General features: G+C 66.1%; 19 protein-coding genes and 1 pseudogene. 6 read left to right on the top strand and 14 right to left on the bottom strand.

Annotated features, from left to right (window positions below):
• Positions 1 to 25: 25 nt before the first annotated feature.
• The 10 genes and pseudogenes from ACNJYB_RS12455 to hpaR all read right to left on the bottom strand — a co-directional run bounded on the left by ACNJYB_RS12455 (position 26) and on the right by hpaR (position 14,397).
• Positions 26 to 916, bottom strand: a complete 891-nt coding sequence (locus ACNJYB_RS12455) for an alpha/beta fold hydrolase (protein WP_439374231.1) — start codon at positions 914 to 916, stop codon at positions 26 to 28.
• Between the two features lie 113 nt (positions 917 to 1,029).
• Entirely contained in the window at positions 1,030 to 1,857 is an 828-nt protein-coding gene (locus tag ACNJYB_RS12450; RefSeq protein ID WP_439374230.1) for a metal-dependent phosphohydrolase, read from the bottom strand.
• A 326-nt stretch (positions 1,858 to 2,183) separates the two neighbouring features.
• Positions 2,184 to 3,062, bottom strand: coding sequence for a transglutaminase family protein (locus ACNJYB_RS12445; RefSeq protein ID WP_439374229.1), 879 nt, complete (start codon positions 3,060 to 3,062; stop codon positions 2,184 to 2,186).
• Positions 3,059 to 5,572 (bottom strand): circularly permuted type 2 ATP-grasp protein, encoded by a 2,514-nt coding sequence (locus ACNJYB_RS12440; RefSeq protein WP_439374228.1) that lies wholly within the window; start codon positions 5,570 to 5,572, stop codon positions 3,059 to 3,061. The genes ACNJYB_RS12445 and ACNJYB_RS12440 overlap by 4 nt, the downstream gene beginning before the upstream one ends.
• 27 nt (positions 5,573 to 5,599) lie before the next feature.
• Positions 5,600 to 8,869 carry a DUF2126 domain-containing protein gene (locus tag ACNJYB_RS12435; protein ID WP_439374227.1) on the bottom strand — a complete coding sequence of 1,090 codons (3,270 nt, stop codon included), beginning with the start codon at positions 8,867 to 8,869 and terminating at the stop codon, positions 5,600 to 5,602.
• A 310-nt stretch (positions 8,870 to 9,179) separates the two neighbouring features.
• The gene (locus ACNJYB_RS12430; protein WP_439374226.1) at positions 9,180 to 10,484 is read right to left on the bottom strand and encodes a methyl-accepting chemotaxis protein; all 1,305 of its coding nucleotides are present in this window, start codon (positions 10,482 to 10,484) and stop codon (positions 9,180 to 9,182) included.
• Positions 10,462 to 10,983, bottom strand: a pseudogene (locus ACNJYB_RS12425) (PAS domain-containing protein). The gene ACNJYB_RS12430 and the pseudogene ACNJYB_RS12425 overlap by 23 nt, the downstream one beginning before the upstream one ends.
• Before the next feature lie 179 nt (positions 10,984 to 11,162).
• A complete protein-coding gene (locus tag ACNJYB_RS12420; protein ID WP_439374225.1) occupies positions 11,163 to 12,686 on the bottom strand; it encodes a UxaA family hydrolase in 1,524 nt (507 codons plus the stop codon).
• Positions 12,687 to 12,862: 176 nt separating this feature from the next.
• Positions 12,863 to 13,639, bottom strand: coding sequence for an HpcH/HpaI aldolase family protein (locus ACNJYB_RS12415; protein ID WP_439374224.1), 777 nt, complete (start codon positions 13,637 to 13,639; stop codon positions 12,863 to 12,865).
• Positions 13,640 to 13,878: 239 nt separating this feature from the next.
• Complete coding sequence (hpaR, locus tag ACNJYB_RS12410) at positions 13,879 to 14,397, bottom strand: homoprotocatechuate degradation operon regulator HpaR (protein WP_439374223.1); 519 nt, start codon at positions 14,395 to 14,397, stop codon at positions 13,879 to 13,881.
• Between the two features lie 111 nt (positions 14,398 to 14,508).
• Here hpaR and hpaH point away from each other — a divergent pair, with 111 nt between their 5' ends.
• The 6 genes from hpaH (at position 14,509) to ACNJYB_RS12380 (ending at position 20,901) form a co-directional block, all read left to right on the top strand.
• Entirely contained in the window at positions 14,509 to 15,315 is an 807-nt protein-coding gene (gene hpaH, locus ACNJYB_RS12405; protein ID WP_439374222.1) for a 2-oxo-hept-4-ene-1,7-dioate hydratase, read from the top strand.
• A gap of 30 nt (positions 15,316 to 15,345) precedes the next feature.
• Positions 15,346 to 15,744, top strand: coding sequence for a 5-carboxymethyl-2-hydroxymuconate Delta-isomerase (locus tag ACNJYB_RS12400; RefSeq protein WP_439374221.1), 399 nt, complete (start codon positions 15,346 to 15,348; stop codon positions 15,742 to 15,744).
• Entirely contained in the window at positions 15,737 to 17,275 is a 1,539-nt protein-coding gene (hpaE, locus tag ACNJYB_RS12395; RefSeq protein WP_439374220.1) for a 5-carboxymethyl-2-hydroxymuconate semialdehyde dehydrogenase, read from the top strand. The genes ACNJYB_RS12400 and hpaE overlap by 8 nt, the downstream gene beginning before the upstream one ends.
• 128 nt (positions 17,276 to 17,403) lie before the next feature.
• Positions 17,404 to 18,387 carry a 3,4-dihydroxyphenylacetate 2,3-dioxygenase gene (gene hpaD / locus ACNJYB_RS12390; protein ID WP_439374219.1) on the top strand — a complete coding sequence of 328 codons (984 nt, stop codon included), beginning with the start codon at positions 17,404 to 17,406 and terminating at the stop codon, positions 18,385 to 18,387.
• Positions 18,387 to 19,256: a fumarylacetoacetate hydrolase family protein gene (locus ACNJYB_RS12385; protein ID WP_439374218.1), complete on the top strand. Its 870-nt coding sequence runs from the start codon at positions 18,387 to 18,389 to the stop codon at positions 19,254 to 19,256. Before hpaD ends, ACNJYB_RS12385 begins: the two co-directional genes overlap by 1 nt.
• 19 nt (positions 19,257 to 19,275) lie before the next feature.
• Positions 19,276 to 20,901, top strand: a complete 1,626-nt coding sequence (locus ACNJYB_RS12380; RefSeq protein WP_439374217.1) for a thiamine pyrophosphate-dependent enzyme — start codon at positions 19,276 to 19,278, stop codon at positions 20,899 to 20,901.
• A gap of 100 nt (positions 20,902 to 21,001) precedes the next feature.
• On the opposite strand, the gene alkB is transcribed toward ACNJYB_RS12380, so the two are convergent.
• The 4 genes from alkB to ACNJYB_RS12360 form a co-directional block, all read right to left on the bottom strand.
• Entirely contained in the window at positions 21,002 to 21,655 is a 654-nt protein-coding gene (gene alkB / locus ACNJYB_RS12375; protein WP_439374216.1) for a DNA oxidative demethylase AlkB, read from the bottom strand.
• 9 nt (positions 21,656 to 21,664) lie between these two features.
• The gene (locus ACNJYB_RS12370; protein ID WP_439374215.1) at positions 21,665 to 22,405 is read right to left on the bottom strand and encodes a 2OG-Fe(II) oxygenase; all 741 of its coding nucleotides are present in this window, start codon (positions 22,403 to 22,405) and stop codon (positions 21,665 to 21,667) included.
• 180 nt (positions 22,406 to 22,585) lie between these two features.
• Positions 22,586 to 23,272 carry a DUF2848 domain-containing protein gene (locus ACNJYB_RS12365; RefSeq protein ID WP_439374214.1) on the bottom strand — a complete coding sequence of 229 codons (687 nt, stop codon included), beginning with the start codon at positions 23,270 to 23,272 and terminating at the stop codon, positions 22,586 to 22,588.
• On the bottom strand, positions 23,265 to 24,620 hold the full coding sequence (locus ACNJYB_RS12360) for an amidase (protein ID WP_439374213.1): 1,356 nt from the start codon (positions 24,618 to 24,620) through the stop codon (positions 23,265 to 23,267). Before ACNJYB_RS12360 ends, ACNJYB_RS12365 begins: the two co-directional genes overlap by 8 nt.
• Between the last annotated feature and the right edge of the window lie 144 nt (positions 24,621 to 24,764).

Below are 24,764 nucleotides of genomic sequence, written 5' to 3'. Positions count from 1 at the left end.
TGAAAAGTTCCCGCGGTCGCGAAAATCAGGACCCGGCTGCGCGCACGTCGAGCACGGCCTTCGCCCATTCGGCCGGCCGCTCCTGCGGCAGATTATGGCCGGCGCCGGTGAACACGCGGTGCTCGAAGAAGCCCTCGAACTTGCGCGCATGGTGCGCGGTGCCGGGATTGACGCCGTCGCTGTCGCCGTCGATTGCGATGGTCGGGACCCGGATCGCGGGTTGCGCGGCGAGCCTGGCCTCGATCCCGGCATAGGCGGGATCGCCTTCGACCAACGCGTAGCGGTGGCGATAGGAGTGGATCACGACATCGACGAAGTCGGGGTTGTCGAAAGACACCGCGCTGGTCTCGAACGTCGCGTCGTCGAAGTCCCATGTCGGCGACCACATCGACCAGAGCTGGCGGGCGAAGCCGCGCCGGTTGCGCTCCAGCGCGCGGCGGCCGCGCTCGTTGTGGAAGAGATATTGATACCAGAGCGCCGCCTCCTCCGGCGGCGAGGCCGGCTCCATGGACCGGGCGATGTTCTGGATGTTGTAGGAATTGCCGGAGACGAGCCCGGCGACGCGCTCGGGATACAATGCGGAAACCACGCAGGCCGCGCGTCCGCCCCAATCGTAGCCGCCGACGATCGCGCGTTCGATGTGAAGCGCGTCCATGAAGGCGAGCAGGTCGGCGCCCAGCGCGGCCTGCTCGCCGGAGCGCAGCGTTGCAGGAAAGCGAAACCGCGTCGGACCGTAGCCGCGCAGCCAGGGCACCAGCACCCGCGCGCCGGCATGTGCGAGCAACGGCGCGGCCTCGGCATAGGCGTTCACGTCATAGGGAAAGCCGTGGCCCACGATGCAGGGCCAGCCATCAGGTGCGCCGTATTCAAGATAGGCGATGTCGAGGACATCCGTGGTGATGGTTTTTCGTTGCATGGCTTTCTCACGGAGTTGCGCGGTCGTAGCCGGGATGGAGCGCAGCGCAATCCGGGATTCGCGGATACAGGCGTTCCCGCATTCCGCTTCGCTCCATGCGGGCTACAACGGCCTTACTTCTGCGGCCCGGACAGCGTGATGTCGCGTTCGGCGCGGAACACGTTGCTGTAGAGATTGGCGATCCACTGCCGGCCGATCTCGGTCTTGTTGAGATAACCGATCTCGGTCTGGATGTGCGGTGCGACGCTGTTCCAGTAGAATTGCGGATAACGGTTCACGATGTCGGCGGGCGAGTCGTAGCCGAGCTGCCGGTTCATGCCCACTTCCTCGAACTCGTAATAGAGCGCGTTCGCTTTGCGCAGATAGTTGGGATCACCGAGCTGGCCGATGAAATCGGCAGCGCGCAGGATCGAGGCTTCGTCGTCATATTCCTGCCCCTCACGGGCCGGGAAGCGCGTCCCCTCGATGGCGCGGACGATGCGCTCAGAGTCGAGGCCGCGGATCGGCGGCAGCCGCCGCCGCACAAACAGTTGCGAGCGATCGACGTGATACATCATCAGACTGGCATCCGAAGCGCCGCGCGGCAGCGACACCTTGGTCCCCGCGTCGTCGATGATGAAGCCATCTTCGTCATCCTCCGGAAACAGGCCGCGGACATAGCCGATGTCGTGCGCAAGGCAGGCGATCAGGACATGAACGTAGTCGTCCGCCTCCAGGTGAGTGTGAAGGTACCGCCCGCTGAGAATGGAATGGCCGGCCAAAGTCACCAGCATCGTATGCTCGATGTTGTGGTAGAGCGCATCGCTGTTGCCGATGCATTCCATGGTGGTGCGCGTGGCGCTCTCGATGACGTTCGCCGACTCTTCGCCGTACCTGCGCCGCATGAACGAGCCCAGCAACTTCTCCAGGGATTCCGCCGCCAGTCTCGGTAACGTCATCATGGATGCAGCCCCGCTTGTCGGTGGTGTCCCACGCCAGCTCCCGACGTCCCATAGTTGTCCTCGGCGCGAGGATCAGCATAGCCCAAGTTGGGCCGAGGGACCAAATCCCGCACCCCAAATACGTAAATTAAGCTGCTCTTGTGCCCTGCGAGATCGTGGTTGCGGTCACGGCGCGATGCAGCCGGGCCGACCAGTCGGAAGGCTCCGGCCGAGGCGCGGAAATCAAATTTCGCTTTATCGGAGGTCAGCGCAAGGCTCGCGCGATGCGCGGCAGCCTGGCGCATGCGTCTTCATCGTCTTCGCGGCGGTGACGGCGGAGCGCGCCGTCACTCCACCAGCAGCACGTCGACGGCGACGCCGAGCTTCTGCTTGGGTGAGCCGAGGATGATGCCGTCGACCGGCGAGACGTCGGAGAAGTCGCGGGCCACCGCGAGCACGATATGGTCGTTCCCGACCAGGAGATCGTTGGTGGGATCGAAATCGACCCAGCCGAGCTCCTCCCCGCACCACAGCGACACCCAGGCGTGGGTGGCGTCCGCGCCCTGCAGGCGCGGCTGGCCCGGCGGCGGAATGGTCCGCAAGTACCCGCTGACATAGGCGGCTGGCAGACCGAGCCCGCGCAGCCCCGCGATCATCACATGGGCAAAATCCTGGCAGACGCCGTGACGTTTGTCGAAGACCTCGTTGAGCGGGGTCGAGATCACCGTCGCCTTGGGGTCGTAGCGAAACTGGTTGCGAATGCGATGCATGAGATCGACCGCGCCTTTGAGGATGCCCTCGCCGGCTGGAAAGCTTTCCGCCGCATAGGCGCTGACCGGGCGCAGCACCGGCACCAGCGGACTGGCAAAGACGTAGCCTACCGGCGAAGACGGCCCGAGGCTGGTCGCTTCGAAGGCGACGTCGCGGATGCTCTCCCAGGGCGGACTGACCGCATCGCGCGCCGGCGGCCGGCGCGTGACGGAGACGCGCGAGCGCGAGTCGATGCGCAGATTGCGATGCGCGGCCTCGATGACGACGCTCTCGGTCAGCGTGCCGAAGAAGTCGCGCCGGACATTGCGCTCGGACGGGCGCGGACGGATCTCCACCTGATGCGAGATCAGCTCCTGGCCGCCGCCGCTTCTGGGCTCCAGCCGCAGCGTGCAGCGGGCGAAGCTGACCGGACTTTCGTATTCGTAGGTCGTGACGTGACGGATGTCGTAGATCACGCCAGCCCCGTCAGCTTTTCCGGCCGGCTGGCATTGGGTCCGTGCGGGAAATAGTGCAGCCCGATCGCCTCGGCGAGGCTGAGCAGATCCTGCTCCAGCGCGAACAGCGTCTTGACGTCGAGCTTCTCGGCCTCGGCCGTCGCCAGCATCGCCTGCACCGCCACGGCAAGCCGCTGCGGCTGCTCGATCAGGCCGTGCTCCTTCAGGCTCGGCAGCGCCGCGATGTGCTCGTTCAGAGTCGCCACCTGGAACGCCACCGAACGCGGATTGTAGCAGTCGAGCACGGCGAGGTCGCGCACCGGGGCCAGGATCGGCGCCAGCAGATAGCGCGAGCGGTAGGTGATCTGGGAATCCACCAGCGTCAGCAGGATGTCGAGATCCTCGTCGCCGGCCTCGTCATAGGCAAATTGACGTGCAAAGCGCGTGGTGTTGATGGCGCGTTCGGTGCGGCGTCCGATGTCGAGGAAGCGCCAGCCGGCGGCGCGGTTCATGTTCTCCTGCGCAAGGCCCGCGAAGCTCGCCAGCTCCTGCAGGGTCAGCTCGGCGGCGCTGAGCACGCTGTCGTCGTCCTCGACCTCATGGGCGAGACGCTCGGCCATCTCGGTGATGACCTGCCAGGCGTCCGGCGACAGCCGCTCGCGCAACGACGTCGCGGTGCGCAGGGCCGCGCGCACCAGCGACAGCGCCGAGCCGAAGCGCTCCGCGCTCTGCAGCGCCTCGGCGACGATGCGCCCGGGCGCCGCGCGCGAGGTCTGCGAGATCGCGCCCCAGGCCACCAGCATGCGCTGGATGCGTTCGGACGATTGCAGCGAGGCCGCGGTACCCTTGTTGGGTCCGCTCGGCGAGCCCAGCGCGCGCACCAGGCGCAGCGTCGCCTCGGCGCGCTCGAGATAGCGGCCGAGCCAGAACAGATTGTCGGCGGCCCGGCTCGGCAGCACGCCGGCGATGCGGCGGATGCGGACCTTGTCGGTCGCGGGCAAGAGCGTCGCGGTCGAGACCTGCTTGTCGGAGACGACCCAGACGTCGGCGGCGCGGGCGCCGTCGCCCATCGACACCGCGCGCGCATCGGGCTGCTCGGCGATCCGGCAGAAGCCGCCGGGCATGATGGCCCAGCCGTCGGCCGTGGCGGCTGCGAACACGCGCAGCACGAAGGGGCGCGGCGTGAGCTGGCCCTGCTCCCACACCGGCATGGTCGAGAGCCGCACCACTTCCTGGCCGACATAGTCCATGCCGCGCGCGGCGATGGCGTCGATCAGGCGCTGGTGCCCGGCAGCATCGAGCTCGCTCGCGAGCACCGGGCCGCTCGAGTCGAAGCCGGGAACGCCGCGCCGGTAGGCGCCCTCGATCGCGACCTCGTCGAGCCGCGACAAAACTTCATCACGCGCGCTGCGCTGGCCGCACCACCAGGTCGCGATGTGCGGCATCTTCAGCTCTTCGCCGAGCAGGCGGCGGCTCAGCGCCGGCAGGAAGCCGAGCAGCGCGCGCGCCTCCAGCACGCCCGAGCCCGGCATGTTGGCGACGACGACGCCGTCCTTGCGCAGCACGTCGATCAGGCCGGGCACCCCTAACCGAGACGAGGCATCGAGCTCGAGCGGATCGAGCGAGTTGGAATCGACGCGGCGGAGCAGCACGTCGAGGCGCTTCAGGCCGGCGACGGTGCGGATGTGGATGCGGTTGTCGCTGACGGCGAGATCGTCGCCCTCGACCAGCAGGAAACCGAGATAGCGCGCCAGCGTGGCGTGCTCGAAATAGGTCTCGCTGAAGCTGCCGGGGGTGAGCACGCCGATGCGCGGCTCGTCGCGATCGGCGCGTGCGCGCAGACTGTCGCGGAACGCCTCGAAGAACGGCGCGACGCGCGGCACGTTCATCGACTTGTAGAGATCGGAAAAGGCGCGCGAGAGCACCAGGCGATTTTCCAGCGCGTAGCCCGCACCCGAGGGCGCCTGCGTGCGGTCGCCGAGCACCCACCAGCGGCCGTCGGGGCCGCGGCCGACGTCGGCGGCATAGATCGAGAGACAGCGCCCGCCGGGCGGCGGCACGCCGCAGACGGGGCGGAGATATTCGGGGCTGCCGGCGATCGCGGCGGCCGGCAGCGCGCCTTCGGCGACCAGACGGCCCTCGCCATAGATGTCGCGCAGCACGAGCTCGAGCAGCTCCGCACGCTGGGTGATGCCGGCGCAGAGCTGCTGCCAGTCGGCCTCGTCGATCAGCAGCGGCAGGTGGCTCAGCGACCAGGGCCGGTCGGCGCTGTCACCGGGGGCGCGGTAGGTGACGCCGGCCTCGCGCAGGTGACGGTCGGCCATGCCGAAGCGCCGCTCGACCTCGTCGGGCGCCAGCGCGCCGAAGGCGTCGAAGAAGCGGCTCCAGACCGCGCGGGGCGCCCCGTCGGGCCCCAGGAACTCGTCGGGGATGCCGGGCAGGCGGCTATAGTCGCGGACCCATTGCGCGATCCGCTGCTGGGCCTTCGCCCTGCCCGCCTGGTCGTTGTCTTCCGCTGCGCCCTCGCCCATGGGCCTTTCCCTTTCCCACCCTCATACTCATTGCAGGAGCGGGGTCCGCAAGTCGAGGGTCAGCGGAAATTCATTTGTGCGTTCCTCGGGCGGCGGCTGCATCGGCCCCGGGGTGTGACCGTGGTCCTGGAAGCGCGCCAGCCGCCGCGCCTCGGCCTCGTAGGTGTTGACCGGCTTGGTGTCGTAGTTGCGTCCGCCGGGATGGGCGACGTGGTAGACGCAGCCGCCGAGCGAGCGGCCGTTCCAGGTGTCGATGAGATCAAAGGTCAGCGGCGCATGGACAGGAATGGTCGGGTGCAGGCCGGAGGCCGGCTGCCAGGCCTTGAAGCGGACGCCGGCCACGGCCTCGGCCGAGCGGCCGGTCGAGGTCATCGGCAGGCGACGGCCGTTGCAGGTGACGACATGGCGGCCCTCGACGAAGCCTTCCGCCTTGACCTGGAGCCGCTCGACCGAGGAGTCCACATAGCGCACGGTGCCGCCGGCCGAGCCCTCCTCGCCGAGCACGTGCCAGGGCTCCAGCGCCTGGCGCAATTCCAGCGTCACCCCGCCATGATGGACGCGGCCGAAGGCGGGGAAGCGGAATTCGAGCTGGGCCAGATACCATTCCGGCTCGAACGGATAGCCGAACTGCTTGAGCTCGGAGAGCACGTCCTGAAAATCTTCCCAGATGAAATGCGGCAGCATGAAGCGGTCGTGCAGCGCGGTGCCCCAGCGCACGAACTTGCCCTGTTGCGGCTCGCGCCAGAATTTGGCGATCAGTGCGCGGATCAGGAGCTGCTGCGCCAACGACATGCGCGGATCCGGCGGCATCTCTAGCGCGCGGAATTCGACCAGTCCGAGCCGCCCCGTAGGCCCTTCCGGCGAATAGAGCTTGTCGATGCAGATCTCGGCGCGGTGGGTGTTGCCGGTGATGTCGACGAGCAGATGCCGGAACAGCCGGTCCACCAGCCACAGCGGCGTCTGATAGCCGGGCGGCGGCACGTGCGAGAGCGCGATCTCGAGCTCGTAGATGCTGTCGTGACGCGCTTCGTCGATGCGCGGCGCCTGGCTGGTCGGGCCGATGAAGAGGCCGGAGAAGAAGTACGACAGCGACGGATGGCGCTGCCAGTACAGGACCAGACTCTTCAATAGATCCGGCCGGCGCAGGAACGGCGAGTCCTGCGGGCTCGAGCCGCCGACCACGACGTGGTTGCCGCCGCCGGTGCCGGTGTGGCGGCCGTCGACCAGGAAGCGGTTGGCGCCGAGGCGCACCTTGGCGGCGTCCTCGTAGAGGCCGGAGGTGATTTCGACCGCATCGCGCCAGCTCTTGGCCGGCTGGATGTTGATCTCGATGACACCAGGATCGGGCGTGACCTTGATGACCTCGATGCGCGGATCGAACGGCGGCGGATAGCCTTCGACATGAACGGAGAGCTGCATCTCCTCCGCGGTGTCTTCCAGCGCCGAGATCAGCTCGAGATAATCCTCGATGCGCTCGACAGGCGGCATGAAGGCGCAGATCACGCCGTCGCGGATTTCCACCGCCATCGCGGTGCGGACGGGAATCGCCGTGTTGAGATATTCATGGGACGTGCGCGGCGGCGACGGCGGACGCGCCATGCGGGTGAACACCGGCAGCTTGCCGCGCGGCTCCATTGGATCCTGCTCGACGATGTAGGGATACTGGTTCGGCGGGACGTGGCCGAGCGAGCCCATCGGCAGGCGCAGGCCGAGCGGTGAATCGCCCGGCGTCAGGAACAGATGATTGCGCCGGAGCGGCCAGCGCTCGCTGCGCCAGCGCGGCGGCGCATTCCAGCGCTGGATCGGCAGCACGAAGCCGCGCGGCGTGGTCAGGCCCTGGTCGAACACCCGCGCCATCCGCGCGCGCGCTTCGGGGTCAGACAGCTTCGAGTCCGTCGGATCGACATTGATCGGAAGGTCGGCTTCCTTCTGCAGCCAATAGACTGGATCCTCATAGGCCGGCATGATGTAGCCGAGATCGAGCCCAAGCCGCGCGGCGGTGCCCTCCATGAAGGCCTCGGCGTCCCTGACCTCGGGCCGCCGCGGGTTGGCGATCTTGGCGATGAGATCGGCGTTCTTCCAGATCGGCACGCCGTCCTTGCGCCAGTAGAGTCCGAAGGCCCAGCGCGGCAGGCTCTCGCCCGGATACCATTTGCCCTGGCCGTAATGCAGCAGGCCGCCGGGTGCAAAGCGCGCGCGCAGGCGGCGGATCAGGTCGTCGGCGAGCGTGCGCTTGGTGGGGCCGACGGCTTCCGTATTCCACTCGCCCGCTTCGAGATCGTCGACCGAGACGAAGGTCGGCTCGCCGCCCATGGTGAGCCGCACGTCCTGCGCGGCGAGATCGCCGTCGACCTGCTCGCCGAGATCGTTGAGCCGCGCCCAGGATTCATCGGAGAACGGTTTTGTGATGCGCGGCGCCTCGCGGATGCGCTTCACGCTCATGTCGAAGGCGAACTCGACCTCGGCAAACCCGGCGCCGCCGGAGATCGGCGCGGCCGAGCGATAATGCGGCGTGGCGGCGACCGGGATGTGCCCCTCGCCGGCGAGCATGCCGGAGGTGGCGTCGAACCCGATCCAGCCCGCGCCGGGCAGATAGACCTCGGCCCAGGCATGCAGATCGGTGAAGTCGTTCTCGACTTCCGGCGGCCCCTCGATCGGATCGATGTCGGGACGGATCTGGATCAGGTAGCCGGAGACGAAGCGCGCGGCGAGCCCGAGATGACGCAGCGTCTGGATCAGCAGCCAGGCGGAGTCGCGGCATGAACCGGCGCAGGAGGTCAGCGTCTCCTCCGGCGTCTGCACGCCCGGCTCCATGCGGATGATGTAGCGGATCTTCTTCTGCAGTTCGCGATTGAGCTCGACCAGGAAGTTGACGGTGTTCGGCGCTTCGCGCGGGATCGAGGCGAGGTATTTCGCGAATTCGGGCTCGGGCTTGAGGGTTTCGAGATACGGCGCGAGCTCGGTCTTCAGGTCCTTCGGATAGTCGAACGGAAAGCTGTCGGCATAGGGCTCGACGAAGAAGTCGAACGGGTTGACCACGGTCATCTGCGCCGTGAAGTCGACCTCGAATTTCAGCTCGGTGGTCTTCTCCGGAAAGACGTAGCGCGCGAGCCAGTTGCCTTGCGGGTCCTGCTGCCAGTTCACGAAGTGGTTGGCCGGGGTGACCTTGAGCGAATAGCTCAGGATCGGCGTACGCGTGTGCGGCGCCGGCCGCAGGCGGATGGTCTGCGGTCCCAGATCGATCGGGCGGTCGTATTTGTAGTGCGTGACGTGGTGTAATGCGACGTAGATCGACACGGGGTGCGGTGCTCCAGCAGCTTTTTTGAGCAGAACACCTGACGTCAATGCGATCAAGCACTAACAACGGGCAGAGGGTGCCTATGCAAGGTGCGGGCCGGGTGCTGGTGGGTTGTCATCCGGCCGCGCCGGCGAGGCTGCTCTTCCCTTCTCCCCTTGTGGGAGAAGGTGGCGCGAAGCGCCGGATGAGGGGTTCTCTCCGGCCGCAAGACTATTCGAAAGGATAGAGACCTCTCAGCCGGCTTCGCTTCGCCAAGCCACCCTCTCCCACAAGGGGAGAGGGTTCGCAGCGTACTCTTGGCAAAAATCCCTACGCCGCCGAGGTCAGCCGCTGCAAGAACTGCGTCACTTCGCGCCTTAGCGTCTCGACTTCGCCGTGGACGCGCTCGGAGGCGCTGTTGACGCGGGTGGCGACGCGGCCGGTGTCGGCGGCGGCTTCGCTGATGCCTGTGACGTTGGAGGACACCTCGGAGGTGCCGGCCGAGGCTTCCTGGACGTTGCGCGCGATCTCGCGGGTGGCAAGGCCTTGCTGCTCGATCGAAGTCGCGATCGAGGCGGTGATGCCGTTGATCTCGGTGATGGTCTGCGCGATGGCCTCCACGGCCGCGACCGAATTGGTGGTCGATTGCTGCATCTCGCCGACCTTGGCGCTGATCTCCTCAGTGGCCCTCGCGGTCTGGTTGGCGAGGCTCTTGACTTCGGAGGCCACCACCGCAAAGCCGCGGCCGGCCTCGCCCGCGCGCGCCGCCTCGATGGTGGCGTTGAGCGCGAGCAGGTTGGTCTGCGAGGCGATCTCGCTGATCAGCTTGACGACGTCGCCGATCCGCATCGCCGCGTCTGCCAGGTTACGGATCTCGCTGCCGGCGCGATTGGCTTCGTTTACCGCCCGCCCCGTGCTCGTGGTCGAGCCGGCCACCTGGCGGCCGATCTCGGCGATCGAGGATGCCAACTGCTCCGCCGCGCTGGCGACGGTGGCAACGTTGCGCGAAGCCTGGTCGGACGCGCTGAGCACGCCGGAGGTCTGCCGGCTGGTCTTGTCGGCTGCCGCTGCCATCTGGTGGGCGTCGGATTCGAGATCGGTCGCTGCGCCCATCAGCGTCCCGGCGACGCCGTCGAGATGCGTGCCGAACTGCTTTGCGAGGCCGGCGATCTCGACGACTCTGCGGCCGAGGCTGTCGGTGCCGGAATTGATGACGTTGGCTGAACGGCGGAACGAGCCCGGCAATCCGCGTGCAAGGATCTTGCGGAAATGCTTGCCGCGGCTGGCATAGTCCATCGATGCCGAGGCTTCGCGCTGGAAGGCATCGGTGATGTCGAGCATATCGTTGACGGATTTCTGGATGGACCCGATCCGCCCGGCCTGCAGCTCGCTGAGAATGCGCGCCTCGAGATCGCCATGCGCGGCCTTGCGGCAGACATCGGCGACCTCATCGACGGCCGCGGCCATGCGATGCTGGCACCAGACCGCATAGCCGAGCAGCACGACGGTCGTGCCGAGCAAGACGGCATTGGCTATACCGGTCACACCGAGCAGCGAAAGTCCGAACGCAACGACGGCAAGAACACACGCGAGCGCGGTCGCTCCCTGCGCCTTAGAGAGAGAGCACAAATTCATCGTAACCGACACCCTGTTGCTCGAGCAGTCCGACCATGGCCTCGAAGCTGGCATGCATGCCGTCCTTGGCATTGGCATGTCGCGCTTCTTCCGCACACAGCGTCTTTTAGATCGGCTTGATGCGGTCGACCTGCGCCGGATCGGGCTTGCGGCGGTTGGAGTGATAGCCGACGATGTTGCCGCGCTCGTCGAAGGTCGGCGTGACGTGGGCGAACACCCAGTAATGGCTGCCGTCCTTCGCCAGATTGACGACGTAGGCGAATATCTCCTGCTTGGACTGCAGCGTATCCCAGAGCAGCTTGAACACCGCGCGCGGCATGTCGGGATGGCGGATCAGGCTGTGGGGCGCGCCCATCAGCTCGGCGTAAGAGTATTTCGCCATGCGCATGAAGACGTCGTTGGCGTAGGTGATGCGGCCCTTGAGATCGGTCTTGGACACGATCAGCTCCTCCTCACCGAGGAGATTTTCCACGCCACTCGGCCGTATCGCACGCGTCATCATTGACGAATCCTGTCGAAGGGCAGCGCCCTCGAAGGAGTCGCCCGCATCGCCTCACGATTACGGCGCGAAATCTTAATCCCGAGTGACCGCAGGAACTCCTGCGATCATATGACACCTACGTATGACTACGTAGGTGTCCGCGTCTGTCATTTCGGCAGCGAGGTGCATCAGCACCGTCACATCGTCGCGCCCAGCACCCAGGGTGCGAACTCGGCGCCGCCGAAGTCGAAGCTTTCGCTCTTGGTCGGCTGGCCCGAGGCGGTCTTGAGGATGAGTTCGAAGATGCGCTGGCCGCATTGCTCGACGCTCTCTTCGCCTTCGAGGATGGTGCCGCAATTGACGTCCATGTCCTCTTCCATGCGCTTGTACATGGGCGTGTTGGTGGCGAGCTTGATCGAGGGCGCGGGCTTGCAGCCGAACACGCTGCCGCGGCCGGTGGTGAAGCAGACGAGGTTGGCGCCGCCGGCGACCTGCCCGGTTGCGGCGACGGGATCGTAGCCGGGCGTGTCCATGAAGACGAAGCCGCGCTTGCTCACCGGCTCGGCGTAGCGCAGCACCTCGACGAGATTGGTGGTGCCGGCCTTGGCCATCGCGCCGAGCGACTTTTCCAGGATGGTGGTGAGGCCGCCGGCCTTGTTGCCGGGGCTCGGATTGGCGTTCATCTCGGCGCCTTCGCGCCTCGTGTACTCGTCCCACCAGCGCATGAGGTCGACCAGCTTCTCACCGACCTCGCGGCTGACGGCGCGACGCGTCAAGAGATGCTCGGCGCCATAGGTCTCCGGCGTCTCCGACAGGATCACGGTGCCGCCGTGGCGGACGACGAGATCGCTGGCGGCTCCAAGTGCCGGATTGGCCGACACGCCGGAATAGCCGTCCGAGCCGCCGCATTGCAGCGCTACGGTGAGCTCGCTCGCCGGCACCGTCTCGCGCTTGACCTTGTTGGCGTCAGTGAGCGCCTCGCGCACGAAGGCGATGCCTGCTTCCACCGTCTTGCGGGTGCCGCCGACCTCCTGGATGTCCATCGCGCGCAGGCGTCCCGCGAGCTTCTGCTCTTCCATCAGCCCGCCGATCTGGTTCACCTCGCAGCCGAGGCCGAGCACGATGACGTGGGAGAAATTGACGTGCCGCGCATAGCCGCCGAGGGTGCGGCGGAGCAATGCCAGCGGCTCGTTCTGCGTCATGCCACAGCCGGTCTTGTGGGTCAGCGCGACCACGCCGTCGACGTTGGGGAAATCGGCCAGCGGATTGTCGCCGGTAAAGGGATTCTTCTTGAAGACGTCGGCGACGAGGCTTGCGACATGCGCGCTGCAATTCACCGAGGTGAGGATGCCGATATAGTTGCGCGTGGCGACGCGGCCGTCCGGGCGGCGGATGCCTTCGAAGGTCGCCGGCAGATCGAAATTCGGCGTCGGCTTGACGTCGGCGCAATAGGCGTAGTCCTTGGCGAAGTCGCCCATGCCGCAGTTCTGCACGTGCACGTGCTGGCCCGGCGCGATCGGAATGGTCGCAAAGCCGATGATCTGGCCGTAGCGGATCACGGGCTCGCCGACGGCGATCGGCTTGATCGCCACCTTGTGGCCGGAAGGAATGCGATCGACCGTGGTCACGCCGTTGGCCACCACCGTTCCCGGCGGCAGGCTCGCGCGCGCGATCACCACGCCATCATCGGGATGCAGGCGGATGACGGGGCTGATGGTCATGGGTATCTCCTTGGGTCTCTTACTTCACCTCTGCCCGTTCTTGCGGGGAGAGGGCGGATGGCTGGCGATGCGAAGCATCGTCGGGTGCGATCCACATGCGAGTTCGATTCGTGTTGAGAGAGGCCCCTCACCCTTTCCCTCTCCCAGCAAGAGCAGGGAGAGGGAAAGGAGAGAGCTCAGGCCTTGCCGGCCGAATCCTTGCGGGTCGCGTTGACCTGCATCTTGGCATAGGTCGTCATCAGGCCGACCTCGTTCGAGAGCGTCACCAGCTTGAAGCCCATGTTGATGGCACGTGCGGCGCCCTCGGCGCCGCTGCAATGAATGCCGGGATTGAGGCCGCGCTTGCCGCATTCCTTGATGATCTTCTCGTAAATGGCGAGGATCTCGGGCTCGCTACGGTCGAGCTTGGGCTCGAGTCCGTAGGAGAAGCCGAGATCGGACGGCCCGATATAGACGCCGTCGATGCCTTCGACGTCGAGGATCGCTTCCATGTTCTCGACCGCGGTCTTCGTCTCCATCATCGGCAGCAGCACGATCTCGTCGTTGGCCGTCTTCTGATAGGAGCCGGCGGTGCCGTACATGCCGGCGCGGATCGGGCCGTTGGAGCGCACGCCCTTCGGCGGATATTTCGCATAGGAGACGAGGTTGCTGGCTTCCTGCGGCGTGTTGACCATCGGGCAGATCACGCCATAGGCGCCGCCGTCGAGCACCTTGCCGATGATGCCGGGCTCGTTCCAGGGCACGCGGACCATCGGGGTCACGGGGTGCTTGTCCATGGCCTGAAAGCACTGCACCATCGAGAGATAGTCCTGCACGCCGTGCTGCATGTCGACCGTGACGCTGTCGAAGCCGCATTGCGCGACCATCTCGGCCGAGAAGCCGGAGGGAATTGCCAGCCACGCATTGACCACGGCCTTGCCCGACTTCCAGATCTCTTTGACTTTGTTCGCCACGTTGCCTTCCTTCTTTGTTGTTTGACCGTCGTCACCATGACGAGCGCCGCGACAAGGCGATGCCGTTATTACCGCGAAGTCGATCCCCGCGCTACGTTCGCAATGACGCAAGATGTCATCCGGCAGGGGGCGTCATCCGTCCCGGCGCCGACTTTCGAGCGATCGGCCTGGGCGGCACTTTGAGCGAAAAAATGCGGCCATGTCCATGACAGTTGCCTCGCCGGAGCGCATATCTGCTGTCACTCCTCGGCACTTGCCTCGTTGCCGGCGCCGAGCTCCGCAAGACTCTGTTCGAGCTCGCCGAGCATCTCCTGCAATTCGGCGAGTTTGCGGGCGCCGAACCGGCTGGTGATTTCCGCGTAGATCGCCTCCGACGTCGGCGCCACGGCGGCCATCAGCTTCACGCCCTCCTTCGAGATCGAGACCATGCTACGGCGCTGGTCCGCCTTCGCCGTCTTGCGCTCGATCAGATTGCGCGCCTCGAGATCGCGCAGGATACGCGACAGGCTCGGTCCGAGCAGAAACGCAGTGCGCGCGAGTTCCGTGACCTCGGCGGCCTCGATGGCGGCGAGCGCGCGCAGGATGCGCCATTGTTGCTCGGTCAGGCCGTGCTCGCGCAGCGAGGGACGGAACTGCCGCATCACTGCCTCGCGCGCCCTGAGCAGCGACATCGGCAGCGAGCGCGAGAAGTCGCGCATCGGCACTTGCCGCGCAGCAGGCGCGCTTCCGTTCGCAGGATCGGCCGGTCTCTTGCTCATGGCGCCCTTTCAAACCGCATAACGTTTGCAGTGCAGCAAACCCAGATTCTGTTTGACGCATTCACTTAACATGTTAAGCATCTCCGGGCACCACGATTTGTAAGATCACGGATGGCGCTTTCCAACGACGATATGCAGGCTTGCGCGAGGCGTCTGCACCAGGCGGAGAAGACCCGCACGCAGATCCGCCAGCTCTCGCAGGATTTCCCAGAGATCAGCATCGCCGATGCCTACGCGATTCAGAAGGCCTGGGTCGACGTCAAGATCGCGGAGGGGCGCATCGTCAAGGGCCACAAGATCGGGCTGACCTCCAAGGCGATGCAGAGCGCGCTCAGTATCGACGAGCCGGACTCCGGCGTTCTGCTCGACGACATGTTCTTCGCCGATGGCGGCCTCGTTCCGACCGGGCGCTTCATCGCGACGCGCGTCGAGGCCGAGCTCGCCTTCGTCATGAGCAAGCGGCTCGCCGGCCCCGACTGCACCATGTTCGACGTGCTCAATGCCACCGACTTTCGTGGTGCCGGCGCTGGAGATTTTGGATACGCGGATCGAGCGCGTCGATCCCAAAACCAAGGCGACGCGCAAATTTTCGACACCATCGCCAACAATGCGGCGAATGCCGGCATCGTGCTTGGCGGCCGGCCGATCCGTCCGCTGGACGCCGATCTGCGCTGGATCGGTGCGCTCTGCTTCAAGAACGGCCAGCTCGAAGAGACCGGCCTTGCAGCCGGCGTGCTCAATCATCCCGCGACCGCCGTGGCGTGGCTTGCCAACAAGATCGCGCCGCTTGGGCTGGCGCTGGAGCCGGGCCAGGTCGTGCTCGCCGGCTCCTTCATCCGTCCAATCGAGACCCGCAAGGGCGACACAATCCAGGCTGACTATGGCGCCTATGGCTCGGTGAGCTGCTACTTCGCTTAAGACGACAAGAAGACAGGGAGTGAAACCGCGATGCCGCATTTCACGATCGAATATTCGGCCAATCTCGATGGCCGCCTCGACATCGGCACTGTGTGCGAGGTCGTGCGCAAGGCGGCCGTGGAGACCGGCATCTTCCCGCTCGGCGGCATCCGCGTCCGCGCCGTCAGGTGCGAGCATTACGCGATTGCAGATGCGCGGCAGGACTACGGCTTTCTCGACATGGTCTTGCGCATTGGCGAGGGCCGCGACCTTGCTACGCGCCAGAAGGCCGGCGAGCACGTCTTCCAGGCGCTTTCAAGACATCTCGATCCCGTCTTCGCCGCCAGCAAGTTCGCTCTGTCGTTCGACATGCAGATCAACGACAAGGACACGAGCTGGAAGCGCAACAACATCCACGACGCCCTGAAAGTGGAGGCCGCCCATGGATAAGCCCACTCCGAAAGCCGACGTATTCCAGGCCAACCGCGACCGCGTCGCGCCGCTGCTGACGACTATGCGTGCCGACGGCATCGGCCACATGATCGACGGCAAGACCGTCGCCTCGATCTCCGGCGAGACCTTCGAGACCAGGTCGCCGGTCGATGGCGCGGTGCTCGCCAGCGTCGCCCGCGGCAATGCCGAGGACATCGACGCGGCGGCAACGGCCGCGGCGCTCGCCTTCAAATCCTGGCGCGACATGGGCCCGGCGATGCGGCGCAAGCTGCTGCATCGTGTGGCTGACGCGATCGAGGACAACGCCGACGACATCGCCGTGCTCGAATGCATCGACACGGGACAAGCCTATCGCTTCATGGCCAAGGCCGCGATCCGCGCCGCCGAGAACTTCCGCTTCTTCGCCGACAAATGCGCCGAGGCGCGCGACGGCCTCAACACGCCGAGCGACGAGCACTGGAACATCTCGACACGCGTGCCGATCGGCCCGGTCGGCGTGATCACGCCTTGGAACACGCCGTTCATGCTCTCGACCTGGAAGATCGCCCCTGCCCTCGCGGCCGGCTGCACGGTCGTGCACAAGCCGGCCGAATGGTCGCCGGTGACGGCGTCCATTCTGGCAAGGCTGGTCAAGGAAGCGGGCGTGCCCGACGGCGTGCTCAACACCGTGCACGGCTTTGGCGAAGAGGCCGGAAAGGCGCTGACCGAGCATCCCGCCATCAAGGCGATCGGCTTCGTCGGCGAGAGCGCGACGGGCTCGGCGATCATGGTTCAGGGTGCGCCGACCCTGAAGCGCGTGCATTTCGAGCTCGGCGGCAAGAACCCCGTGATCGTGTTCGACGATGCCGATCTCGACCGCGCGCTCGATGCCGTCGTGTTCATGATCTACTCGCTCAACGGCGAGCGCTGCACCTCGTCGAGCCGCCTGCTGGTCCAGCAGAGCATCGCGGAGAAATTCGTGGAGAAGCTGACCGCGCGGGTGAAGACGCTGAAGGTCGGCCATCCCCTCGATCCCGCCACCGAGATCGGCCCGCTAATCCACGAGCGGCACCTGGCAAAAGTCTGCTCCTATTTCGACGTCGCCCGGCAGGACGGCGCCGTTATTGCGGTCGGCGGCAAGGCCCATGACGGTCCCGGCGGCGGACACTATGTCGAGCCGACGCTGGTGACCGGCGCGCACGGCAAGATGCGCGTGGCGCAGGAGGAGGTGTTCGGCCCCTTCCTCACCGTGCTGCCGTTCAAGGACGAGAACGACGCGATCGAGATCGCCAACGACATCCGCTATGGCCTCACCGGCTATGTCTGGACCAACGACGTCGGCCGCGCGCTGCGTGTCGCCGATGCGCTGGAGGCCGGCATGATCTGGGTGAATTCGGAAAATGTCCGCCATCTGCCGACGCCGTTCGGCGGCATGAAGGCCTCCGGCATCGGCCGCGACGGCGGCGACTACTCGTTCGACTTCTACATGGAAACCAAGCACGTCTCGCTGGCGCGGGGCACGCACAAGATTCAGAAGCTGGGAACTTAGGAAATGGTCATTCCGGGGCGTGCGCAGCACGAGCCCGGAATCCGTTCATCCACCAACTTTGCTGCGCGATAGATTCCGGGCTCGGCTCTTCGAGCCACCCCGGAATGACAGGACCGAGGGGAAAGCCAATGCCCGTACCGCAACACGTCTTCGAGCCGCCGTTCAACATCATCCGTTCCAGCCACGTCGTGCTCGACGTCACCGATCTGAAGCTGAGCCGCGAGTTCTACGAGACCACCGTCGGCCTGCATGTCGAGGACGCCCACGACAGCGTCGTGTACCTGCGCGCGGCGGAGGAGCACCAGCATCACTCGCTGGTGCTGCGGAAAGCAGCCGCACCGGCCTGCGCCCGGCTCGGCTTCAAGGTCGGCAACGAGAAGGATCTCGACAAGGCCGCCGCCTTCCTCTCGGAGAACGGCCTCGCTTACGCCTTCGCCGACCAGCCCTTCCAGGGCCGCACCCTTCAGTTCACCGATCCCTTCGGCTTCCAGATCGAGCTCTATGCGTCGATGGAGCGGCGGCCGCATCTGCTCCGCCGCTACGACCTCTACCGCGGCTGCCACCCGCAGCGGCTCGACCATTTCAACGTCTTCGCCGCCGAGGTGCAGGACACCGTCGATTTCTACGCACGGCTCGGCTTCCGCCTCACCGAATATGCCGAGGAGGACGGGCCCAACGGGCGCATCGCCGCGGCCTGGATGCATCGCAAGGGCAACGTCCACGATTTCGCGATGACCAATGGCAAGGGCCCTCGCCTGCACCATTTCGCCTACTGGACGCCGACGGCGATGAACATCATCCATCTCTGCGACGTCATGGCCTCGCAAGGTTTTGTGAAGAACATCGAGCGCGGCCCGGGACGCCACGGCATCTCGAACGCGTTCTTCCTCTACGTGCGCGATCCTGACGGCCACCGCCTCGAGCTCTACACCAGCGATTATTTCACCGGCGATCACGACCACGAGCCGCTGCGCTGGTCGCTGCGCGACCCGCGCCGCCAGACGCTGTGGGGCGCACCGGCGCCGCGGTCATGGTTCGAGCAGGGCTCGCCGTTCACCGGCCAGGCCGTGCGCGAGCCGAAATTCGTGGCCGACGTGCTGGTGGCTGACTGATGAAACTCCCTCGCCTCGCCACCTATTCCGTCAAGGGTGAAACGCGCTATGGCGCCGTCCTCGAGGGCGGCATCGTCGATCTCTCCGCGCGCTATGCCAAGGATTATCCGACGCTCCGCGAGGTGATCGCGGCCGGGAAGCTCGTGAGCCTCGCCGAAGAAGCCGCTGGCCGCACGCCGGTTCACGCGCTCAACGAGATCACCTGGCTGCCGCCCGTCCCCGCGCCGGAAAAGATCATCTGCATCGGCGTCAACTATCCCGACCGCAACGCCGAGTACAAGGACGGCCAGGAGGCGCCGAAATATCCGAGCATGTTCATGCGGAGCCCACGCTCCTTCGTCGGCCATGAAACGCCGCTGGTGCGCCCGCGCGCCTCGCACCAGCTCGACTATGAGGGCGAAATCGTGCTGGTGATCGGCAAGCAAGGCCGGCACATCGCCGAGAGCGCCGCGCTCGATCACATTGCGGCACTGACGCTCTGCAACGAAGGCTCGGTGCGCGACTGGCTGCGCCACGCGAAATTCAACGTCACGCAAGGCAAGAACTTTGATTCCAGCGGCAGTCTCGGCCCGTGGCTGGTGCCTTACACCAGGGAAGCACAGATCGCGGACATCCGCCTCACCACGCATGTCAATGGCGAGCTCAGGCAGGACGACCGTACCAGCCGGCTGATGTTTCCGTTCCGCTATCTCATCAGCTATATCTCGACCTTCGCAACGCTCGTCCCCGGCGACGTCATCGTGACGGGAACGCCGACCGGGGCCGGCGCGCGGTTCGAACCGCCGCGCTACCTCAAACCGGGCGACGTCATCGAGGTCGCGGCCGAAGGCATCGGCTCCTTGCGCAACGGCGTCGTCGACGAAGCTTGAACAAGATTGGAATGATGCAATGACCACCCTCACCGGCGGCGAAGCGATCGTAAGCGGGCTTGTCGCCCATGGCGTCGACACCGTGTTCGGCCTGCCCGGCGCGCAGATCTACGGGCTGTTCGACGCCTTCCATCAGGCCCAGCTCAAGGTGATCGGCGCGCGGCACGAGCAGGCCTGCGGCTACATGGCGTTCGGCTATGCGCGCGCCAGCGGCCGGCCCGGCGTGTTCAGCGTGGTGCCCGGCCCCGGCGTGCTCAACGCCAGCGCGGCGCTGCTCACCGCCTATGGCTGCAACGAGCCCGTGCTGTGCGTGACCGGTCAGGTGCCGACGCAATTCCTCGGGAAGGGGCGCGGCCATCTGCACGAGATGCCGGACCAGCTCGCCACCTTGCGTACCTACGTGAAATGGGCCGACCGGATCGAAACGCCCGGCAATGCACCGACCACGGTGGCGCGAGCCTTCCAGGAGATGACCTCGGGGCGGCGCGGCCCCGCCTCGATCGAGATGCCCTGGGACATCTTCACCCAGCGCGCGGATACCGCCACAGCGCAGGTGCTGGAGCCGCTGCCTGCGCCGCTTCCCGATCCCGACCTGATCAAGCAGGCGGCCGCGCTGATCAAGGCGAGCAAGGCGCCGATGATCTTCGTCGGCAGCGGCGCCATCGAGGCAGGCGAGGAGATCCTCGAGCTCGCCGAGATGATCGATGCGCCGGTGGTCGCCTTCCGCAGCGGCCGCGGCATCGTCTCCAACGCGCATGAGCTCGGCCTCACCATGGCCGCCGCTTACAAGCTGTGGCCCAACACCGATCTCATGATCGGCATCGGCACGCGGCTGGAGCTGCCGACGATGTCGCGCTGGCCGTATCGGCCCGCCGGCCTGAAGAGCATCCGCATCGACATCGATCCGGTCGAGATGCGGCGGTTCATCTCGGATACGGCCATCGTTGCCGATGCCAAAATCGCAACCGCCGATCTCGCTGCCGCCGTGCGCACGGCCGGCTACAGCAAGACCGCCGGCCGGCGCGGCGCGATCCGCGAAGCGACCGCGGCCGCGCAACAAGAGATCCAGCGCGTCCAGCCGCAAATGGCGTATCTCGACATCCTGCGGGAGCTGCTGCCGGCGAACGCTATCGTGACCGATGAGCTGTCCCAGGTCGGCTTCGCCTCCTGGTACGGCTTTCCGATCTACCGGCCGCGCACCTTCATCACGTCAGGCTACCAGGGCACGCTCGGATCGGGTTTCCCGACCGCGCTAGGCGCCAAGGTGGCGAACCCCGACAAGCCTGTGGTCGCCATCACCGGCGACGGCGGCTTCATGTTCGGCGTGCAGGAGCTCGCCACCGCCGTCCAGTTCAACATCAGCGTGGTGACGCTGGTGTTCAACAACAACGCCTATGGCAACGTCCGCCGCGACCAGCGCGAACGCTTCGATGGCCGCGTGGTGGCGTCCGACCTCGTCAATCCGGATTTCGTCAAGCTCGCGGAGTCCTTTGGCGTGGCAGCTGCGCGCGTCACCGCGCCGGACCAGTTCAAGGCGGCGATGGAGAAGGCGCTTAGCCACGGCGGGCCGTATCTGATCTCGGTCGAGGTGACGCGCGACTCCGAGGTGAGTCCGTGGGCGTTCATTCATCCGCCGAAGCCGTAAACGAAGCATCGTCTTTCCGGGACTCGTCCCTTCTCCCCTTGCGGGAGAAGGTGCCTTCCCGAAGGGCGATCCACCTTCTCCCACAAGGGGAGAAGGAAGATCACCGCGTCCTGCGAAACGTCAGATTGATCCGTTTCCGTCCCAGCAGCGCATGCTCACCCTCGGCGAGCGGCGCAACGCCGTGATAGGCGAGCCTGGACGGGCCGCCCCAGACCACGACGTCGCCATGGACGAGGCGAAAGCGGCGCGGCTTGTCGGCGCGCGCGAGGCCGCCGAACAGGAAGGTCGCGGGCAGGCCGAGCGAGGCCGAGACGATCGGGGCCGAATAATCCAGCTCGTCCTTGTCCTGATGCAGCGACAGTCGGGTGCCGGGCTCGTAGCGATTGACGAGGCAGGCATCGGGCGAAAAGCCTTCAAAACCGCCCTGCTCTGCCGCGCGGCGGGCGAGATCGCAAAACACCGGCGGCATCGCCGGCCATGGCGCGCCGGTTCGCGGATCGATGGGATCATAGCGATAGCCGGTGTGATCGGTGATCCAGCCGCGCTCGCCGCAATTGGTCATCGCGACCGACATCTGATAGCCGCCGGGCGTGGTCATGCGCCGGAACGGCGATTGCGCCACGATCGCACGCACGGCTTCGATCAGCTCGCTTTCGATCGGCTTGATGAAGCCGCGCAGCAGCACGGCGCCGTCCGCGATCTCCTCGCGCGAGGGCTGCGCCTCGGCAACACTGTCGAACAAATCAGCCGTCAATGACTCACTTCATTTCGCATCATGGAAGATCACGCCAAGCGTGTGGCGCTTGCCGGACCTGATCCGGCTGACGCCATGGCGGAGATTAACGCGGTAGGCGCCGCGCGTCCCCTGCACCGGGCGGTGATGCACGGCGAAGGCGACCGCATCGCCCTGCATCAGCGGAACCACCTCGGCGCGGGACTGCATGCGCGGGCGCTGCTCGGTCAGCACGAACTCGCCGCCGGTGAAATCGCGCCCGGGCTCGGACAAGAGGATCGCGACCTGGAGCGGGAACACGTGCTCGCCATAGAGATCCTGATGCAGGCAATTGTAGTCGCCGGCCTCGTATTGCAACAGCAGCGGCGTCGGCCGCGCCTGGCCGGCCTCATGGCAACGCTTGAGGAATGCCGCGTGCGCTGTGGGATAGCGGATGACGATCCCCATCGCTTCGTTCCAGCGATTGGCGACGACTTGAAGATGCGCATAGAGCGCCGGGCGGAGCTGTGCGATCGGATCGGGCAGCGGATAGGAGAAGTACTTGTACTCGCCGCGGCCAAAGCCGTGGCGGCCCATGACGATGCGGCTGCGGAAGTGGGTGTCGTCGGGATAGAGGGCGGCGATCGCGCGGCATTGGTCGGGCGTCAGCAGGTTCTTCAGGACGGCGCTGCCCTGGGAGTCGAGCTCGGCGGTGATCTGCGGCCAGTCGAGTGCGTCGACGTGGGCGGCGAAGTGGGAGGGGTGGGCTGATTTTCGTGCGGTCATTGTCATAGCAATCACCCTCGCAGCCGGACGTTCACCCCGCCACCCGATTTCCGATGATTATCTCCCCGTCATTGCGAGCTCCGCGAAGCAATCCAGAATCCCTCCGCGGAACCAGTCTGGATCGTCGCAAGGGCTCCTCGCAATGAGGGAGGAGAGAGTTGCGCTCTCAATATCGGGGGAGGCGCCTCAGCCCCTCACCGGCAGCGTCGTCACGTCATACCCGTGCCTGATCGTCCGCTTCAGCACGGGGTCCTCGAGCTCGAAGTCGAAGCGGTCGGCCGGGCGAATGCCGCCCTTGGCCGCAAACGTCCCGCCGAACATGGCGCAGCCATCGGGGAACTTGCCACCTTCGAAGCCGCGCGCGATCAGATCAGTGACCGGCAGCATCGCATCCAGCGTGCCCTCCTGGTAGAGCACGCGCTCGCCCTTGATGGTGGCATAAGAGCGCAGGATCATCTTGTCCCAGTGGCCGATGACGTCCTCGAGCTCCCACAGCGTCGACGCGATCGGCTTGTCACACATCTGCTTGGAGACCGTGACGTTATAGGCCTCGACCTTGCGATCGGTGTGGTCGGAGCCGCAGCCGACGAAGATGCGGCCCTGCCAGCCGATCAGCACGAACTCGACCTCGCCACTGGAATCGCCACCGGTGCATTCGATGCTGTCTTCCTGGGTCAGCCGCCGCGCCGATGCACGGTAGTAGATCGGCGTCGAGGCAGGGGGGGCGATGCCCATCTCCTGCAGCTCGGCGATGTGCTTGTCGCGCGCGACCGGGTCGCGGCCGGTCCAGCCGGCAATGACCATCTGGTCGATCGCCAAGGTCAGCGGCGTGGTGGTGTCCTGGGCGTCGACGATGAAAGTGAGATCAAACACGAATGACGGCCTCCATGCCGGCAGCAAGTTCAAAGATGCGACGGTCCGAGCCGCCGGCGCCCGCCAGCATCAGGCCGACCGGGACGTCACCCTCGCGATGGCAGGGCAGCGAGATGGCGCAGCCGTCGATCATGTTGATGAGGGTGCAGTTGCGCAGCGCGCGCAGGTTCTGGGTGGTGAACGCCTTGTCGTCGGCAAGGTCCGCGATCTTCGGCGGCGTATTGGCGGTGGTCGGCAGCACCAGGGCGTCATAGGGCGCGATGCGGGCGTTGACGCGGGCGATCAGCGAGCGGCGCTCGTTGAGCAGATCGATGTAGTCGGCCGCGCTCTGCGCCTCGCCGCGCATGATGCGGACGAAGACGCGGGGATCGTAGACGTCGCCCTTGGCCGTGATGAGATAGCGGTGCCAGGCATAGCTCTCGGAGGCAGCGAAGCCGCCCTTGGCGTTCATCGGGCCGATGTCGTGGAATTCGGCCATCTCGATCCGCTCGATGGTTGCGCCGTGGTCGGCCAACGTCTTCAGCGCACGCTCGAAAGTCTCGGAGACCGCCGCGTCGAGATCGTCGAGCGCGATCGTGGTCGGCACCGCGAGCCGCATGCCCTTCAGGGGACGCGGCTTCAGCGCGACGATCGGCTCGCCCGCGAGCACGGCGTCGAGTATGGCACAGCAGCTGACCGATCGCGCCAGTGGCCCGATGCTGTCGAGCGAGAAGGACAGCGGCACGGAGCCATCGAGCGGAACGCGGCACTGCGTCGGCTTGTAGCCGACGATGCCGTTGAAGGCTGCCGGAATCCGGCAGGAGCCGCCGGTGTCGGTGCCGAGCGCGCCATGCGCCATGCCGTCGAGCACGGAGACCGCGGCGCCCGAGGAGGAGCCGCCGGGCACATGGCCCCGACCATCGGCCCGGTTCCAGGCACCCTTCGGCGTGCCGTAATGCGGATTGATGCCGATCCCGGAATAGGCAAACTCGGTCATGTTGGTGCGCCCGATCAGCACGAAGCCGGCATTGCGCAGCCGGGCGACCGCCACCGCATCGTGCTCGGCCGGATCGGAATCGTCGAGCGCACGGGAGCCGGCGCGCGTCGTCTGCCCCTTGACGTCGAACAGATCCTTGATCGAGATGGGAATGCCGGCGTAGCGCGAGGGCGCCGCCTTGACCTTGCGCAGGGCATCCATGGCGTCGGCGGTCGCCAGCGCGGCATCCTTGTCGACATGGATGAAGGTGCGCTGCCCCTCGCCGGCGGGATCGGCGATCCTGGCGATGCACGCCTCGACCAGCTTGCGGGAGGTGGTGCGGCCGCTTTCGAGGTCGTCGGCGAGCTTCGCCAGTGTCGGAAAATCGGGCATGTCTGTCCCACGGAATATTGGCGCGCGCAATCTATAGCGCTGGCTCAGTTCGACACAAGCATTGTGCGCATGATGGCATGCATGCGCATTGCTGGACCGTTGACGCACGATGGTCGATTGTCGCATCAATCGAAACAGGCAGGC

The organism is Bradyrhizobium sp. SMVTL-02 (assembly GCF_051853005.1).
In the GTDB taxonomy this organism is placed as follows: Bacteria; Pseudomonadota; Alphaproteobacteria; order Rhizobiales; family Xanthobacteraceae; genus Bradyrhizobium.
This window is presented reverse-complemented; position numbering and strand designations above follow the sequence as displayed.

Bases quoted from the DNA above. Each gene is read 5' to 3' on its own strand.
- ACNJYB_RS12455 (WP_439374231.1), bottom strand. From the start codon at position 916: ATGCAACGAAAAACCATCACCACGGATGTCCTCGACATCGCCTATCTT.
- ACNJYB_RS12450 (WP_439374230.1), bottom strand. From the start codon at position 1,857: ATGATGACGTTACCGAGACTGGCGGCGGAATCCCTGGAGAAGTTGCTG.
- ACNJYB_RS12440 (WP_439374228.1), bottom strand. From the start codon at position 5,572: ATGGGCGAGGGCGCAGCGGAAGACAACGACCAGGCGGGCAGGGCGAAG.
- ACNJYB_RS12430 (WP_439374226.1), bottom strand. From the start codon at position 10,484: ATGAATTTGTGCTCTCTCTCTAAGGCGCAGGGAGCGACCGCGCTCGCG.
- ACNJYB_RS12420 (WP_439374225.1), bottom strand. From the start codon at position 12,686: ATGACCATCAGCCCCGTCATCCGCCTGCATCCCGATGATGGCGTGGTG.
- hpaR (WP_439374223.1), bottom strand. From the start codon at position 14,397: ATGAGCAAGAGACCGGCCGATCCTGCGAACGGAAGCGCGCCTGCTGCG.
- hpaH (WP_439374222.1), top strand. From the start codon at position 14,509: ATGGCGCTTTCCAACGACGATATGCAGGCTTGCGCGAGGCGTCTGCAC.
- ACNJYB_RS12400 (WP_439374221.1), top strand. From the start codon at position 15,346: ATGCCGCATTTCACGATCGAATATTCGGCCAATCTCGATGGCCGCCTC.
- hpaE (WP_439374220.1), top strand. From the start codon at position 15,737: ATGGATAAGCCCACTCCGAAAGCCGACGTATTCCAGGCCAACCGCGAC.
- hpaD (WP_439374219.1), top strand. From the start codon at position 17,404: ATGCCCGTACCGCAACACGTCTTCGAGCCGCCGTTCAACATCATCCGT.
- ACNJYB_RS12385 (WP_439374218.1), top strand. From the start codon at position 18,387: ATGAAACTCCCTCGCCTCGCCACCTATTCCGTCAAGGGTGAAACGCGC.
- ACNJYB_RS12380 (WP_439374217.1), top strand. From the start codon at position 19,276: ATGACCACCCTCACCGGCGGCGAAGCGATCGTAAGCGGGCTTGTCGCC.
- ACNJYB_RS12370 (WP_439374215.1), bottom strand. From the start codon at position 22,405: ATGACAATGACCGCACGAAAATCAGCCCACCCCTCCCACTTCGCCGCC.
- ACNJYB_RS12360 (WP_439374213.1), bottom strand. From the start codon at position 24,620: ATGCCCGATTTTCCGACACTGGCGAAGCTCGCCGACGACCTCGAAAGC.